11 protein-coding genes are annotated in these 13,867 nt (G+C 70.7%); 4 read left to right on the top strand and 7 right to left on the bottom strand.

Annotated elements, in window-relative coordinates:
* Positions 1-10: 10 nt before the first annotated feature.
* Complete coding sequence (locus tag O7629_RS09430) at positions 11-862, top strand: hypothetical protein (protein ID WP_278168697.1); 852 nt, start codon at positions 11-13, stop codon at positions 860-862.
* Here the strand turns inward: O7629_RS09430 and O7629_RS09425 are convergent.
* The 4 genes from O7629_RS09425 to O7629_RS09410 form a co-directional block, all read right to left on the bottom strand.
* Positions 838-1,524: a TcmI family type II polyketide cyclase gene (locus tag O7629_RS09425; RefSeq protein WP_278168695.1), complete on the bottom strand. Its 687-nt coding sequence runs from the start codon at positions 1,522-1,524 to the stop codon at positions 838-840. The two genes, O7629_RS09430 and O7629_RS09425, sit on opposite strands and share 25 nt — an antisense overlap.
* Positions 1,525-1,622: 98 nt before the next feature.
* Complete coding sequence (locus O7629_RS09420; protein WP_278168694.1) at positions 1,623-2,891, bottom strand: cytochrome P450; 1,269 nt, start codon at positions 2,889-2,891, stop codon at positions 1,623-1,625.
* The gene (locus O7629_RS09415; RefSeq protein ID WP_255500582.1) at positions 2,888-3,190 is read right to left on the bottom strand and encodes an antibiotic biosynthesis monooxygenase family protein; all 303 of its coding nucleotides are present in this window, start codon (positions 3,188-3,190) and stop codon (positions 2,888-2,890) included. Before O7629_RS09415 ends, O7629_RS09420 begins: the two co-directional genes overlap by 4 nt.
* A gap of 74 nt (positions 3,191-3,264) precedes the next feature.
* Complete coding sequence (locus O7629_RS09410; protein WP_278168691.1) at positions 3,265-5,547, bottom strand: FAD-dependent monooxygenase; 2,283 nt, start codon at positions 5,545-5,547, stop codon at positions 3,265-3,267.
* Between the two features lie 468 nt (positions 5,548-6,015).
* Between O7629_RS09410 and O7629_RS09405 the strand changes: the two genes are divergently transcribed.
* Both O7629_RS09405 and O7629_RS09400 read left to right on the top strand, forming a co-directional pair.
* Complete coding sequence (locus tag O7629_RS09405; RefSeq protein ID WP_278168689.1) at positions 6,016-6,963, top strand: hypothetical protein; 948 nt, start codon at positions 6,016-6,018, stop codon at positions 6,961-6,963.
* Between the two features lie 159 nt (positions 6,964-7,122).
* Positions 7,123-8,031, top strand: coding sequence for a septum formation family protein (locus O7629_RS09400; RefSeq protein ID WP_278168687.1), 909 nt, complete (start codon positions 7,123-7,125; stop codon positions 8,029-8,031).
* Here the strand turns inward: O7629_RS09400 and O7629_RS09395 are convergent.
* From O7629_RS09395 to def, 3 genes are all read right to left on the bottom strand, one after another.
* Positions 8,022-9,470, bottom strand: coding sequence for a transcription antitermination factor NusB (locus O7629_RS09395; RefSeq protein ID WP_278168686.1), 1,449 nt, complete (start codon positions 9,468-9,470; stop codon positions 8,022-8,024). The genes O7629_RS09400 and O7629_RS09395 overlap by 10 nt on opposite strands.
* A gap of 91 nt (positions 9,471-9,561) precedes the next feature.
* Positions 9,562-10,488 carry a methionyl-tRNA formyltransferase gene (gene fmt / locus O7629_RS09390; protein WP_278168684.1) on the bottom strand — a complete coding sequence of 309 codons (927 nt, stop codon included), beginning with the start codon at positions 10,486-10,488 and terminating at the stop codon, positions 9,562-9,564.
* A 5-nt stretch (positions 10,489-10,493) separates the two neighbouring features.
* Positions 10,494-11,084: a peptide deformylase gene (def, locus tag O7629_RS09385; RefSeq protein WP_278168682.1), complete on the bottom strand. Its 591-nt coding sequence runs from the start codon at positions 11,082-11,084 to the stop codon at positions 10,494-10,496.
* A gap of 227 nt (positions 11,085-11,311) precedes the next feature.
* Between def and O7629_RS09380 the strand changes: the two genes are divergently transcribed.
* Positions 11,312-13,864: an alpha-L-arabinofuranosidase C-terminal domain-containing protein gene (locus tag O7629_RS09380; RefSeq protein WP_278168681.1), complete on the top strand. Its 2,553-nt coding sequence runs from the start codon at positions 11,312-11,314 to the stop codon at positions 13,862-13,864.
* Positions 13,865-13,867 lie beyond the last annotated feature (3 nt).

Below are 13,867 nucleotides of genomic sequence, written 5' to 3'. Positions count from 1 at the left end.
CTGTCGGACCGTGGGGAACGCCCGGGTCTGCGCGCGCCGGCGGGTCGGCTGGGTCCGGCTGGTCGCCGTCGGTGGGGCGCTGGCCGGTGCCGGTGCGGTCGCGGTGACCTATTTGACAGCGAACGAGCTCACCTACCGCTTCGTCGTCCCGCTCGGCTCTGCCGATCCCTCCGACCGGCCGGTGGTGTCGGCCGGCGGCTGGCTCGCCGGCGTGGGGTGGTCGGTGACGGCTGCCGCCGCCGGGTTCGTTCTCGGCCTGGCGTGGCGGCGGGCCACGTCGTCGACGGTCACCCCGGTCACCGGGCCGACGGCGACGACCGGCGCCGCCGGTCGCGGTCGGTACCTGGTCGCCGCCGCCGTGCTGGTCGGGCTGTTCGCGTTCCCGAAGTTCGTCCGGGTCGGTGCCGAGCTGGCCACCGTCCGCTTCCTGCCGGCCACCGCAGTCAGCCTGCCGGTCGGGCAGCCGGTCACGGTCGACCTGCCGGCCGGGCGCAGCGCGATCTTCCGCACCTACGGCCGACAGCTGTCCACGCAGGAGTGCCGGGTCGTCGGTCCGACGGGTGCGGAGCTGCCGGTCACCGCGCCGTCGGTGGCGTTCAGCGACAACAGCGACAGCGTCGTGACGGTGCTGCTGGGCACTGTCGAGGTGCCCAGCAGCTCGTCAGTGTCGGTGACGTGTCAGGGCATGCCGGGTCATCGCTACCAGATCGGGCCGGCCCCGACCGTCGACGGGCCGCTCGGCCCGCTGCTGTACGTGCCGTCCGGGGTGTTGTGGTCAGTCGGTGCGCTACCCGGGCTGACGCTGGCGGCCTGGCTCGCCGTCGAACGGCGTCGGGGTCAGTCCTCGGCCCGCCAGCGGTAGTACTCCTTGGCGACCGCGTCCACCGGGCCGCGCCAGGCATCCTGGTTGTACGGGCTGATGTACGGGCTCAACTCCTCCATGATCTTGCCGAACTTCGGCTTGTCGTGGATCCGCGCGTCGTCGGCGGTGTGCGGGACCGAGCGTTCCAGCAGATGCACGTAGACGTCGTCGATCGAGTAGAGCCAGCGTGCGGTCACGCTCATCTCGACCGGCAACGTGCCGGCGTCGGATTCGGTGAAGATCCGGGCGACGTTGTCCTCCGCGCCGGGCTTGATCCGCCCGACGATCACGGTCAGATGCCGGTCGGCCGGGTCCGGGCCGGCCCCTTCCGCCGGGCTGCTCCCCTCCGCAGTCCAGCGGTAGAACTCCTTGGCCACCGAGTGCGACGGGTTCTGCCAGTTGCGCGGATACGGGGTGACGTACGGGCCGATCGCCTCGGCGATCTCCTTGAACGCCGGCAGGCCCCGGGTCTGCCCGGAGACCGCCGGGTCCTCGTTGCGTTCGACGATGTGGATGTAGAGGTCGTGGTGGGACAGCAGGATGCGCCCGATGACGCCGAAGTCCTGCGGCCGGGTGGCCTTGTCGTAGTGGCCGAACGTCTTGGCGATCTTGTCCTCGCTGCCCGGCACCATGCGGCAGACGATCACGTTGCGGAAGACCATGACAACTCCTCACAGAACGGTGGGGATCAGCCGGGTCGGTTCGCCCGGTGACCGGTGGTGGATCGGCCGGGTCGGTTCGCCCGGTGACCGGTGGTAGGTCAGCCGGCGGCGGTGAACCGGACCGGCAGCTCGAGCAGCCCGCGAAACGGCGAGGCCGCCGGGAGTCGGCGAAGTTCGGCGGCGGGTACGGCCAGCCGCAGGTCCGGCAGCCGGCGCAGCAACCCGCCGATACCGGTCCGGGCCTCGATGCGGGCCAGCGAGACGCCCAGGCAGTAGTGCACCCCGTGGCCGAAGCCCAGATGGGGTCCGCGTTCGCTGGTCACGTCGAGGCGGTCGGGGTCGGTGAAGTGGTCCGGGTCGCGGTTGGCCGAGTTGAGCACCACCCCGACCGCCGCTCCGCGGGGGATGCGGACACCGTCGTACTCGACGTCCTCTGTGGCCACCCGAGGGCTGGCGATCGGCAGCGGGCCGTCGAAGCGCAGCAGCTCCTCGACGGCCGCCGGCAGCAGCTCGGGCCGGGCCCGCACCAGCTCGTACTGTCCAGGGTTGGTCAACAGGGCCAGCATGGCGTTGCCGATGAAGTCGGCGGTGGTCTGGTGACCGGCGAACAGCAGCAGGAACGCGGTGGAGACCAGCTCCCGTTCGGTGAGCGCCCCGCCGTGGTCGCAGGAGTCGATCAGGGCGGTCAGCATGTCGTCGGCCGGCGTCGCGCGTTTGGCCCGGACCAGCCCGGTCAGGTAGTCGTGCAGCTGTGCCTGTACCTGCTGCACCGCCGCCCGCTCCTGGTCGGGCGGGCGGCTGGCCGAGCCGGAGGTCCGGATCACCTGGGTCCAGCCGAGCACCTGTTCGTGGTCGGGTTTCGGCACGCCGAGCAGCTCGCAGATCACCACCATCGGCAGCGGTACGGCGAACTCGTGCATCAGGTCCGCCTCGCCTCTCGGCGCGAACTTGTCGAGCAGGTCGTCGACGACTTGGCCGATCCGGGGCCGCAGGGCCTCGATCCGCCGGGGCGCGAACGCCTGCGACACCAGCCGCCGCAGCCGACTGTGCTCCGGCGGATCCGAGTTGAGCATGTTCTTGTTCAGGCCCTCCGAGTTGGGCCCGAAGAACCGCAGGTAGTGGCCTTCCGGGCCGTACAGGTCCTTGGACAGCCGAGGGTCGGTCAACGCCGCCCGCGCGTCGTCGTAGCGGGTGATCAGATAGGAGTCGAACCGAGGTGAGGCGACCAACCGGACCGGGCACTGCGCACGCATCCGGGCGTAGGTGGGGTACGGGTCGGCGGCGTAACCGTCGGTGTAGAACTCCGCCGCCGGGACGGCTGGCTCGGCGGATCCGACCGGCTCGGCCGGTCGTGGGTCGGCGGTCATCGCGGCTCCTCTCGTTCGCTCGGCACGCTGTGCAGCACCTGGTAGGTGTGCCGCTGCGCGGATTCGCGCAACTCCCGGATCACCCGCAGCAGGCGGTCGCGCTGCGCACTGCGGCCGAACGCGTCGAGGCGTTCCCGGTCCGCCCAGTCGGTGATGATCAGGTAGCTGCGGGGATCGTCGGCGTCGCGGACCAGGTCCTGGCGCAGGCAGCCGTCGAGCGTGCGGATCTGATCGGCGATGGCCTGCCACTCGGTCTCGAACCGCCGCTCGCACCCGGGGCGGGTCCGCATGGACAGCACGGCACGGACCGGACCGGCCGGGCCCGTCCGGCCAGCCCGGCCCGGCTGGCCCGGCTGGTTCGGGGAAGCGGCGGTCACCGGACACCGCCGTTGAACACCAGGTGCAGGTGGTGGCGTAGTGCCTCGACGTCGATCGGCTGGCTGCGGAAGCCGACGTACCCGTCCGGCCGGATCAGGTAGGCGGCGGCACCGGCGGTGCCGTACCCGGCCCGGAACCCGCCGGCGGCGTCGTGGAGCACCGGTGGATGGTCCGCCGGCGGGGCCGGCGTGTCCGGGCTGAGCAGCAGGTAGACCTCGACTTCGCCGTACGTCCGCTCCGGCAGGTCGGCGCTGAGCTTGTCGATGGCGGCCAGAGTGGCCTCGTCCGCCGTCCGGTCGGCGTAGAGCAGCAGGGTGTGCCGGGTCCCCCGGGTCAGCTCGTGCAGCCGCAGCGGGTGTCCGACGCCGCGTCGACGCAGGCCGGACACGTCGGGAGCGCGCTCCCCCGGGGCCGGGCCGGTCCGCAGCGCGTCCACTGTGGCCAACGACTCGCCGACCAGTGGACTGTCGGCGTAGCTGACCAGCATCGACATCTCCTGCAGGAACTGCCGTTCGAGGTCCTCGCGTTCCAACTCGTCGGTGAAGGCCAGCCGCACCGCCCGCCCGACGACTTCCTCCCCCTGTGGCCGGCGCTCGATCTGGTAGCTGTCCAGCAGGCCGGGCGCGGCGACACCACGGACCGCCAATGCCAGCTTCCAGGCCAGGTTCCAGGCGTCCTGGATGCCGGTGTTCATGCCCTGACCGCCGGCCGGCGGATGCAGGTGCGCGGCGTCGCCGGCGACGAAGATCCGTCCGTCGCGGTAGCGATCGACGATGCCGTGACTGATCCGGAAGATCGACGACCAACGTAGGTTGGACGCGGTCGTCCCGGCCGGGGCGAGCTGGTCCAGCACCGCCTGCACGTCGGCGAGAGTCGGTTCGCCGAGTTCGGCGCTGAACCCGGGCGGGGCGTTCTCGCCGCGGGTGGCGGCAAAGTAGCGCGGTGGCGCCATGGTCGCGATCCGGTAGCGGGATTCACCCCGCAGCGGTACGCAGACGAGCATGTTGTCCAGCTGGCCGTCGGTTTCGTGGATGAACCGAAGCAGGTGGCCGGCGGGCATGTCCCAGTCGACGTCGACATCGCCGAGCATGAACAGTTGCGGGAATCGGCCCAGCCCGCCGGTGAAGGTGAGGCCGAGTAGTTGGCGTACCCGGCTGTGCGCGCCGTCGGCGCCGACGAGGAACTTGGCGCGGACCGTCTCGGTGCCGCCGTCGGCGTGGGCGAGGTTGGCGGTGACCCCGTCGTCGTGGCTGGTGAAGTCGACCAGTTCGGTGCCGCGCCGGGGCCGTACGCCGAGCGTGGCGAGCCGGTCGGTGAGGATCCGTTCGGTCTCGTACTGCGGCAGCCCGAGGTGCGCGTACGGCAGCCCGGGCAGTTCCCAGCTGCCCCGGTGTACCTGGTGCCCGTTGACGAAGACCGCCTGACCGACCAGCCAGCTGCCGGCGTTCATGGCCTCCCGGTCGACGCCCTGGTCCGCCCAGATCTCCATGGTGCGGCAGTGCACCCCGATCGCCTTGTCGGCCTGGTCCGGTGGGCTGGTCAGTTTGTCGATCACCTGGCAGTCGACGCCCCGCCGGGCCAGTTCGATCGCCGTGGTCAGCCCGGTCGGTCCGGCGCCGACCACCAACACGTCCGTGGTGGTGTGCCGGGCGGTGGGTCGGGTCGCGACCGGCTGGACGGGCTGCTGGTCCGGGTCGAACGCGCGGAACACGCGTGGCCGGATGCCGACCAGGAACTCGGCGATCGGTCCTGCTTCGGCCCGCTCGTGGTCGGGGTCGTCGATCCAGCGGCGGAACAGCTCCGCACCGCGCCACTGCGCGAAGATGTGGTGCACCGATGATCCGGGTTCGCGTAGCAGTTCCTCCCCCAGGTAGCCGGGTACCGCGGCCATCCGGGCGACGACCTCGGCGTGGCCGCGCTGGAAGTCGGCGACCCGGTCGGCCGGTACGTCGACCGTCACGTCCACGTACATCAGCGAGTCCGGGTCCGGCCGACCGCCCATCACCCGGTAGCTGTCAGGGGTCACCGGCTCGCAGGCGGCTTCGACCACACCGGCGAGGTACGCGGCGACCGGCCCGTTCTCGTAGTGGCGCCGGGCCGCCTCGTCGGTCCACTCGGCGACCATCACGTAGGTCGACGGATCGTCCGCGGCGACGAGCAACTGCCACAGATGGTTGCCGGCGCTACCGCCGACCCGATCGGCAGCGGCTCGCCACGCGGCTTCGACCGTCTTCGCGGATCCGCGGCGGGCGCGGATCCGCAGCATCGTCCTGATCATGTGGGCTCCCTGGCGGCTCACGCGACACTGGTTGGCGGGCCGGGTGACGACCGGGTGTCGCGGAGGTCGTGCGGCCGGTCCGTGCTGCGGTCGACGATCTCTGACGAGCCGTCACGCGGTCGTTACCGGTGGCGGGCGAGCCGGGTCCGGCCGGTGACGCCACGGCGACGCCCCTCCGGTCAACCGACTGAATGCGTTTCACCCTCATTTTGCGTTCCGATTTCACCGACTTTCGGAAAATCGCCCCTCCAGTGGAGACAAAACACCACAGAAATCAGCCCTCCGTAGCCGACTTCACGCTGTCTTCCGTGCTACAAACTCATCTGGCACCAGGCAGTTCAGTGAAATGCGAAAGGGGCAACCTCGTTGAGGATCATTCGATTTTCCACAGGCGGCAGAGGCGGGGCCCACCGCGCCGTCGAACCGCGCTCGGTCGGCAACCGGAAACGGAGGATCGTCCTCGGTTCGGTGGTCGCCGCGGCCCTGCTGGGCGGTGCCACGATCGCACCGCAGGCGTACGCGACGACGGCCTTCGACGGGCCGGGTATCCGCGCCGACGTGGTGGACGCGATCACCGGCGAGCCGGTGGCCGACATCTGCGTATTCGCCGTTCCGGTATTCACATTCAGCTTTTCCGACGTCTGTCCGACCCGCAGCGACTCGCGGGGCCGGGTGAATGTCTCGGTTCCCGGGCCGGGTTCCTACAATCTGTTCGCACTGCCCGACTCGGGTAGCCAGTACGGCGCCCAGTGGGTCAGTCAGGACGGTGGCACCGGCACCCAGAAGGATGCACGGTGGTTCACCTTCTCCGCCGACGAGGTGCGGCCCGGACCGACGATCCGTCTGGACCCGCGCTCGATGATCACCGGCACCGTGCAGGGCGCCGACGACGAGACCCTGACGAACGGTACGGTCGGCCTCGTCGCGCCGGTCGCCGACGGTTCGCGGGATCCGCGCTACTCACCGGTCGACGACAAGGGTTCGTTCGTCATCGACTGGCTGGGACCGTACGAGTGGCCGCTGCTGTTCAAGGCGGACGGCTACCCGTACCAGTGGAGCGGGCACGTCGGCAACCGGCTGCGCGCCGACCTGGTAGCGGCGGACGTCAACGCCCCGCCGTACGCGTACCAGATGGAGGCCGGGACCTCGATCAGCATCGAGATCGCCGACCCACCGCAGGGCCCGGGTCGGTTGGATCTGATCAACGTCAGCACTAAGGACCCGGTGGGGATCGTCGAGCTGGCCGACGGGGCGACCGGCGCGTCGCTCATGATCCTGCCGCGACAGCAGGTGAAGATCCACTGTGTCTGCAGTGGTGAGCACCGCTGGCACGGTGGCACCGACTTCAGCAGTGCCACCGGCGAACCAATTCGTACCAACGGTCCGCAGACCATCACGTTCGTCCAACCTGCCTGATCCGCCGCCAGTTGTCCGACTGCGGCCCAATGCTCCATCGTGGAGCATTGGGCCGCTGTCCGCTGAATCAGCAGGTCACGATTACTGTAGAGAGTCATTTGACTACGTGAAGTACACTTAGCTGTCTACGATCTTCCAACCACGGGGAGGGCGTACGACATGCGGCGGTGGATAAGGCTGGTTCTGACGGTCGCGGTTCTGACGACAGCGGCGGGATGCGCGCCCGCTGTCCGGTCCGACATCGGCGATGGCGACCTGACCAATGACTGGGCGGGGATCGCCACACCGAAAGTGTTCGTTCCACGGGCCGGCGAGTGTCATCCGGTCGCCGCCGGCACCGTCGGCCAGGGCACCGAATACACACCCGTCAGCTGCGGACAGTCTCACGAAGTGGAGACGGTCTTCGTCGGGATCTTCACCGGGGTGTACGGCGTACCAGACCACTCCCCCGCCCCCGGCTCGTCCAGCCGGCGGGCCGCCCGCACCGACTGCGACCAGCGGGTCCACGAGTTCCTCGGCGACGACTGGCAGGCCGGCCGGCTCCGGCTCGAAGTCGTCGTCCCGTCCACGACGGCCTGGAACGGCGGCGCTCGCTGGTACCGGTGCGACGTCGGCGAGGTGGTCAGCATGCAGGACCGCACCTTCGTCGCCCGCACCGGCAGCCTCGCCGGCGCCCTCGACCAGCCGAGCCCGCTGCGCTGGGGCTGCTTCAACCCGAGCGCCAACGCCGCCGGCGACGTCGGAATCCTCGCACCGGTGGCCTGCACCGAACCACATCAGAGCGAATTCGCCGGCCTGTACCTGGAAGCCGACCTGCCCTACGAGGAGTTCGCCGCCAACGCCGACCAGGTACACGAACGATGCCGCCGGGTCGTCGCCGACTATGCCGACCTACCCGTCGACGACGACCTGCGACACCGCTTCGGCACCATCTACGACTACCCGTTCAAGGACGAGTGGGACGACGGCAACCTCGCCGTACGCTGCCTGCTCTGGCGCGACGAACCACCGCTGACCCGCTCGGTACGCGACGGCGGCACCGACGCCCTGCCGGTCCGTCAGGGCTGACCGGCCCGGCGCAGCAACGCCATGAACATCGCGTCGGTGCCGTGCCGGTGCGGCCACAACTGCACCGACGGCCCGGCGCCGAGCCCCGGCATACCCGCCGGCAGCAACGGTCGGGCGTCAACGAAATCCACCGGTACGCCGGACCGACGGGCCGCCTCGGTCACCGACACGTGCGTCTCCACCCGGTGCGGTGAGCACGTCACGTAGGCAACCACACCACCCGGCCGGACCGCCCGCAGCCCGGCGGCGAGCAGCTCCCGCTGCAACCGGGTCAACGGCGGCAGGTCCGACGGCTGGCGCCGCCAGCGCGACTCGGGACGGCGGCGCAGCGAGCCGAGCCCGGTGCACGGAGCGTCCACCAGCACCCGGTCGAACGACGACTCGGGCAGCTCCGTCCCGGCACCCACTCGCCGACCGTCGGCGACGTGCACCGCCACCGGCAGCCCGCGTACCGCCTGCTCCACCAGCCGGGCCCGGTGCTCGGCGACCTCCACTGCGGTCACCTCGGCGCCGCGACCGGCGGCCAGCGCGCCGAGCAGCGCCGCCTTGCCACCCGGACCGGCACACAGGTCCAGCCACCGCCGGTCCGAACCGGACACCTCGGCGTCGGCCAACGCCGCCGCCACCAACTGCGAGCCTTCGTCCTGCACGTGCGCCCGGCCCTGGCGGACCGCCGGAACCTCGCCCGGTGCCCCGCCGGGCAGATACACGGCGTACGGCGAGAAGGCGCCCGGTGCCCCGCCGGTGGCGTCCGCCAACTCGACCACGTCGACCCGGCCCGGTCGGGCGCACAGATGCACCGGTGGCGGCTCGTTGTCCTCGATCAGCAGCCGGGTCGTTTCGGCCAGGCCGTCGCCGGGCTCCTCACCGAGTGCCTCCGCGAACGCCCGGACGATCCACGGCGGATGGTGGTAGGTCACCGCCAGGTGACCTACCGGGTCGGCCTGCTCGTCCGGTGCCAGCTCCGCGAGCCAGTCGTCCAGGTCCCGGCTGGCGATCTCCCGCAGTACGGCGTTGGCGAAGCCGACCGCCCCCGGCGCCACGTCGTGCACCAGATCCACCGTGGCCGACACCGCGGCGTGCGCCGGAACCCGGGTACGCAGCAGCTGGTACGCGCCCAGCCGCAGCGCGTCACGGGCCGGCGGATCGATCCGGTCCACCTCCCGCCCGGCCGCCCGAGCGATGATCAGATCGAGCGTGCCGACCAGCCGCAGCGTGCCGTAGACCAACTCGGTGGCGAAAGCGGCGTCACGCCCCCGCAGCTCCCGGTCCCGCAGGATCGTCGGCAACACCAGATTGGCGTAGGCGTCATCGCGGTACACCGCCGCGACGGCATCGTACGCCGCGTCCCGCGCCGGATCGGCCCGCCGGCGGCGGCCACGCTGCCCACGGTCACGCTGCCCACGCTCGCCCCGGCCGTTCGCGGCTGCGGGGCTCACTCGCTGCGCTCGCTCACTCCTCGCGCTCACCATGACCGCCCTCCGCTCGCGACTGCGGGGCTCACTCGCTGCGCTCGCTCACTCCTCGCGCTCACCCGAAGAACTCGCCGGTGGTGATGCGGGCACCGCGCGCCCAGTCCGCCGCCGACATGGCCTTCTTGCCGGCGGCCCGGACCTCGCCGAGCGCGACCGGCACGGTGGCCGTGCCGACCAGCAGGCGGTTACGTTCGGCCAGCGCCTCCCCCGGCTTCAACTCCGGGCCGTCCGGCACCGGCCGGACCGGCCCGAGTTTGACCCGCTCGTCGCGGAACGTGGTCCAGGCGCCCGGCGCCGGGGTGCCGGCCCGCACCCGCCGGTCCACCGCGAACGCCGGATCGGTCCACCGCACCCGGACGTCGTCGACGGTCAGCTTCGGAGCCAGGGACACCCCGTCACCGGGCTGCGGCACCGCCCGGGCGGTGCCGGCGGCGATCCCGTCGAGCACCGCGACCAGCAGCTGCGCGCCGCTGGACGCCAGCCGCTGCAGCAGGTCGCCGGCGGTGTCCGTGTGGCCGACCTGGTCGGTCACCGTGCCGAACACCGGGCCGGTGTCCAGACCCTCCTCCAGCTGGAACACGCTCGCGCCGGTCACCTCGTCGCCGTGCAGCACCGCATGCTGCACCGGAGCCGCCCCGCGCCAGGCCGGCAGCAGGGAGAAGTGCAGGTTGATCCAGCCGTGGGTGGGGATGGCCAGCGCGGTCGGCGGGACCAGGGCACCGTAGGCGACGACTGGTACACAGTCCGGGGCCAGCTCGGTCAGCCTGCTGAGGAACTCCGGCTCCCGTGGGCGCTGCGGGGTCAACACCTCGATCCCCCGCTCGTCGGCCCAGGCGCCGGCCGCGGAGCGGACCAGCCGGCGGCCCCGCCCGGCAGGAGCGTCCGGCCGGGTGACCACCGCGACGAGGTCGTGGCCGCTGGCGGCGATCGCGTCCAACGCGGGGACGGCGACCGCCGGGGTACCGGCGAAGACGAGTCGCATCGCCGTCACCCGCCCAGACCGAACGGGCTGGTCGCCGCACCCGGCCGGAACAGGCCACCGGGCGAGCGGTGCGGGCTGACCTTCACCGTCGGCGGCGCAGCGGCGTCGTACCAGTCGGCTTCGCGGATTGCCTTCATCGCTTCCTTGCGGGTGGCGGCGTCGAGCCGGTCCAGGAACAGCACCCCGTCGAGGTGGTCCGTCTCGTGCTGGACGCAGCGGGCCAGCAGACCGCTGCCGACGATCTGCATCGGGTCGCCGTACTCGTTGAAGCCCTTCGCGACGACGTTCTGTCGACGTTTGGTGTCGAAGTAGAGACCTGGAATGGACAGGCAGCCTTCGGGGCCGTCCTGTTCCTCCTCGTCGGGGAAGTCCAGTACCGGGTTGACCAGGTGGCCCAGCAGGTCGTCGACGTGGAACGTGAATACCCGCAGCCCGACACCGAGCTGCGGCGCGGCGAGGCCGGCACCGTTCTGATCGGTCATGCTGTCGGTCAGATCGGCGACGAGCCCGCGCAGCTCGGCGTCGAAGTCGACCACGGGCTCGGCCGCAGTGCGCAGCACCGGGTCGCCGAAGAGTCGGATGGGCTGGACGGTCACGCGGTCAGGCTCCTTGTCGTGGGCAAACGGTGCCTCCAGTCTACGGGCGTACGCCGGACGTGGTGACGGACGCGGTGGTCACTCGGGCGACCGTGACCGTGAAGTCGGGAAGACGGTATTGACGACGTGGTGATCCGGTCGTAATACTTCGTCACTGTTAACGTTCACATCGATGATGTCGGTTGGGCCGGAGTCAGGGCCGTGGCCGGGCGATCAGGAGGCAGCCCATGTTCCGACGATCCGCACGACCCGGGCTGGCCGGCAGCGCGCTGCTGGTCGGATCGCTCGTCGCCGCCGGGGTCGCGGCCGCCGGGCCGAGCCTGGCCGACCCGCCGCGGCCGGAGCCGGAGTACACGATCACCGTCGACCCCGCCAGCGCCGGCGTGCCGATCAGCGACACCATGTACGGCGTCTTCTTCGAGGACATCAACTACGCCGCCGACGGCGGCCTCTACGCCGAACTGGTCCGCAACCGGTCCTTCGAGTTCCTGCCAGTGGACAACCAGTCCTTCACCGGGCTGACCGGCTGGACCCCGGGCGCCGAGGCCGGCGGGTCCGGCACCGCGACCCCGGTCGACGACGACAGCCGGCTCAACGACCGTAACCGCACCTACCTGCGGCTCGACCTGGACAACAGCGACGGCGGACGCTACGGAGTGACCAACTCCGGCTACAACAGCGGGATCACGGTCGAGGCCGGCAAACGCTACGACTTCTCGGTCTGGGCCCGTACCGACGCCGCCGGCAACCAGCTGACCGTCCGGCTGGTCGACGTCGACGGCCGCCGGCTCGCCGAACCGCAACGGTTGCGCGTCCAGGGCGACGACTGGACCAGGTACACCGCCACGTTCACCGCCCACCGGAGCACCGACGTCGGCCGGCTGGTGGTGCTCGCCGGCGGTACCGGCACCGTACGACTGGACATGGTGTCGCTGTTCCCCCAGGAGACCTTCCGGGGCCGGGCCAACGGCCTGCGCAAGGACCTGGCCCAGAAGATCGAGGCGTTGCGGCCGGGCTTCGTCCGCTTCCCCGGCGGCTGTCTGGTCAACACCGGCAGCATGTACGGCTACGACGCCGGGTCCGGCTGGGAACGCGCCCGCTCCTACCAGTGGAAGGACACCGTCGGCCCGGTGGAGACCCGGGCCACCAACGCCAACTTCTGGGGCTACAACCAGTCGTACGGGCTGGGCTACTTCGAGTACTTCCAGTTCGCCGAGGACATCGGCGCGATGCCGCTGCCGGTGGTGCCGGCCCTGGTCACCGGCTGCGGTCAGAACCAGGCCACCGTCGACGAGGAACTGCTGGCCCGGCACATCTCCGACACGCTGGATTTGATCGAGTTCGCCAATGGCCCGGCCAGCTCTACCTGGGGCGGGCTGCGCGCCGAGATGGGCCATCCCGAACCGTTCGGCCTCACCCACATCGGTGTCGGCAACGAGGAGAACCTGCCCGACGAGTTCTTCGCCAACTTCCGGCGCTTCCGGGCCGCGATCGAAGCTGAGCACCCGGAGATCACGGTGGTCAGCAACTCCGGACCGGACGACCAGGGCCCCACCTTCGACCGGCTGTGGCAGCTCAACCGGGCTGACGGGGTGGAGCTGGTCGACGAGCACTACTACAACAGCCCGGCCTGGTTCCTGCAGAACAACGACCGCTACGACAGCTACGACCGCGCCGGACCGAAGGTATTCCTCGGCGAGTACGCCTCTCAGGACAACAAGCTGTTCAACTCGCTCGCCGAGGCGGCCTACATGACCGGGCTGGAGCGCAACGCCGACATCGTCGAGATGGCCTCGTACGCCCCGCTGCTGGCCAACATCGACCACGTCCAGTGGCGGCCGGACCTGATCTGGTTCGACAACGACGAGTCCTGGGGCACCACCAGTTACCAGGTGCAGAAGCTGTTCATGACCAACGTCGGTGACCGGACGGTGCCCAGCGAGGCCACCGGGCCCGCCCTCGGCACCCAGCCGATCACCGGACGGATCGGCCTGTCCACCTGGGCCACCTCGGCGACGTACGACGATGTGACGGTCACCGCCCCGGACGGCACCGTGCTGTTCAGCGACGACTTCTCCGCCGGGGCGGGCCAGTGGACGCCGGTCGCCAACCGGGGCAGCTGGGCGGTGGTCAACGGCGCGTACACGCAGAGCGACACCGCCGCGCTGGACACCATGGTCGCCGCCGCCGAGATCACCGCCACCGACTACGACCTGTCGCTGACCGCCACGAAGAACGCCGGCGCGGAGGGCTTCCTGATCGGGTTCGGGGTCAAGGACGCTGGCAACTTCTACTGGTGGAACCTCGGTGGCTGGAACAACACCCAGGGCGCGGTGGAGAAGGCCACCAACGGTGCCAAGCAGACGCTGATCGCCAAGCCGAACCGGATCACCACCGGCACCACGTACGACATCACCGTCAAGGTGCGTGGCGACAAGGTCACCCTGCTGCTGGACGGCGAGGTGTGGGGCGAGTTCGTCGACGACCAGGTCACCCGCCCGTTCGCCCAGGTCGTCACCCGCGACGACACCACCGGCGACCTGCTGGTCAAGGTGGTCAACGCGCAGGAGAAGGCGGCCGTGACCCGGATCGACCTTGGCGACCTGCCGGTCCGTTCGCATGCCCGGATGACCGTGATCAGCGGCGACCCCGGTCAGCAGAACACCCGGTCGGCCGAGCCGATCCAGCCGGTCACCACCCAGCTCACCGGCGTGGCGTCCAGTTTCACGCACACCTTCGAGCCGTACTCCGTGACCTTCATCCGCATCCGCACCAAATGACTG

The organism is Solwaraspora sp. WMMD792 (genome assembly GCF_029626105.1).
GTDB lineage: Bacteria > Actinomycetota > Actinomycetes > Mycobacteriales > Micromonosporaceae > Micromonospora_E.
The sequence above is the reverse complement of the archived record's forward strand: the minus strand, read 5'-3'. Positions and strand labels throughout refer to the sequence as shown.

Excerpts from the sequence above, each read along its gene's own strand:
- O7629_RS09425 (WP_278168695.1), bottom strand. The coding sequence starts at position 1,524 with ATGGTCTTCCGCAACGTGATCGTCTGCCGCATGGTGCCGGGCAGCGAG.
- fmt (WP_278168684.1), bottom strand. The coding sequence starts at position 10,488 with ATGCGACTCGTCTTCGCCGGTACCCCGGCGGTCGCCGTCCCCGCGTTG.
- O7629_RS09400 (WP_278168687.1), top strand. The coding sequence starts at position 7,123 with ATGCGGCGGTGGATAAGGCTGGTTCTGACGGTCGCGGTTCTGACGACA.
- O7629_RS09420 (WP_278168694.1), bottom strand. The coding sequence starts at position 2,891 with ATGACCGCCGACCCACGACCGGCCGAGCCGGTCGGATCCGCCGAGCCA.
- O7629_RS09380 (WP_278168681.1), top strand. The coding sequence starts at position 11,312 with ATGTTCCGACGATCCGCACGACCCGGGCTGGCCGGCAGCGCGCTGCTG.
- O7629_RS09410 (WP_278168691.1), bottom strand. The coding sequence starts at position 5,547 with ATGATCAGGACGATGCTGCGGATCCGCGCCCGCCGCGGATCCGCGAAG.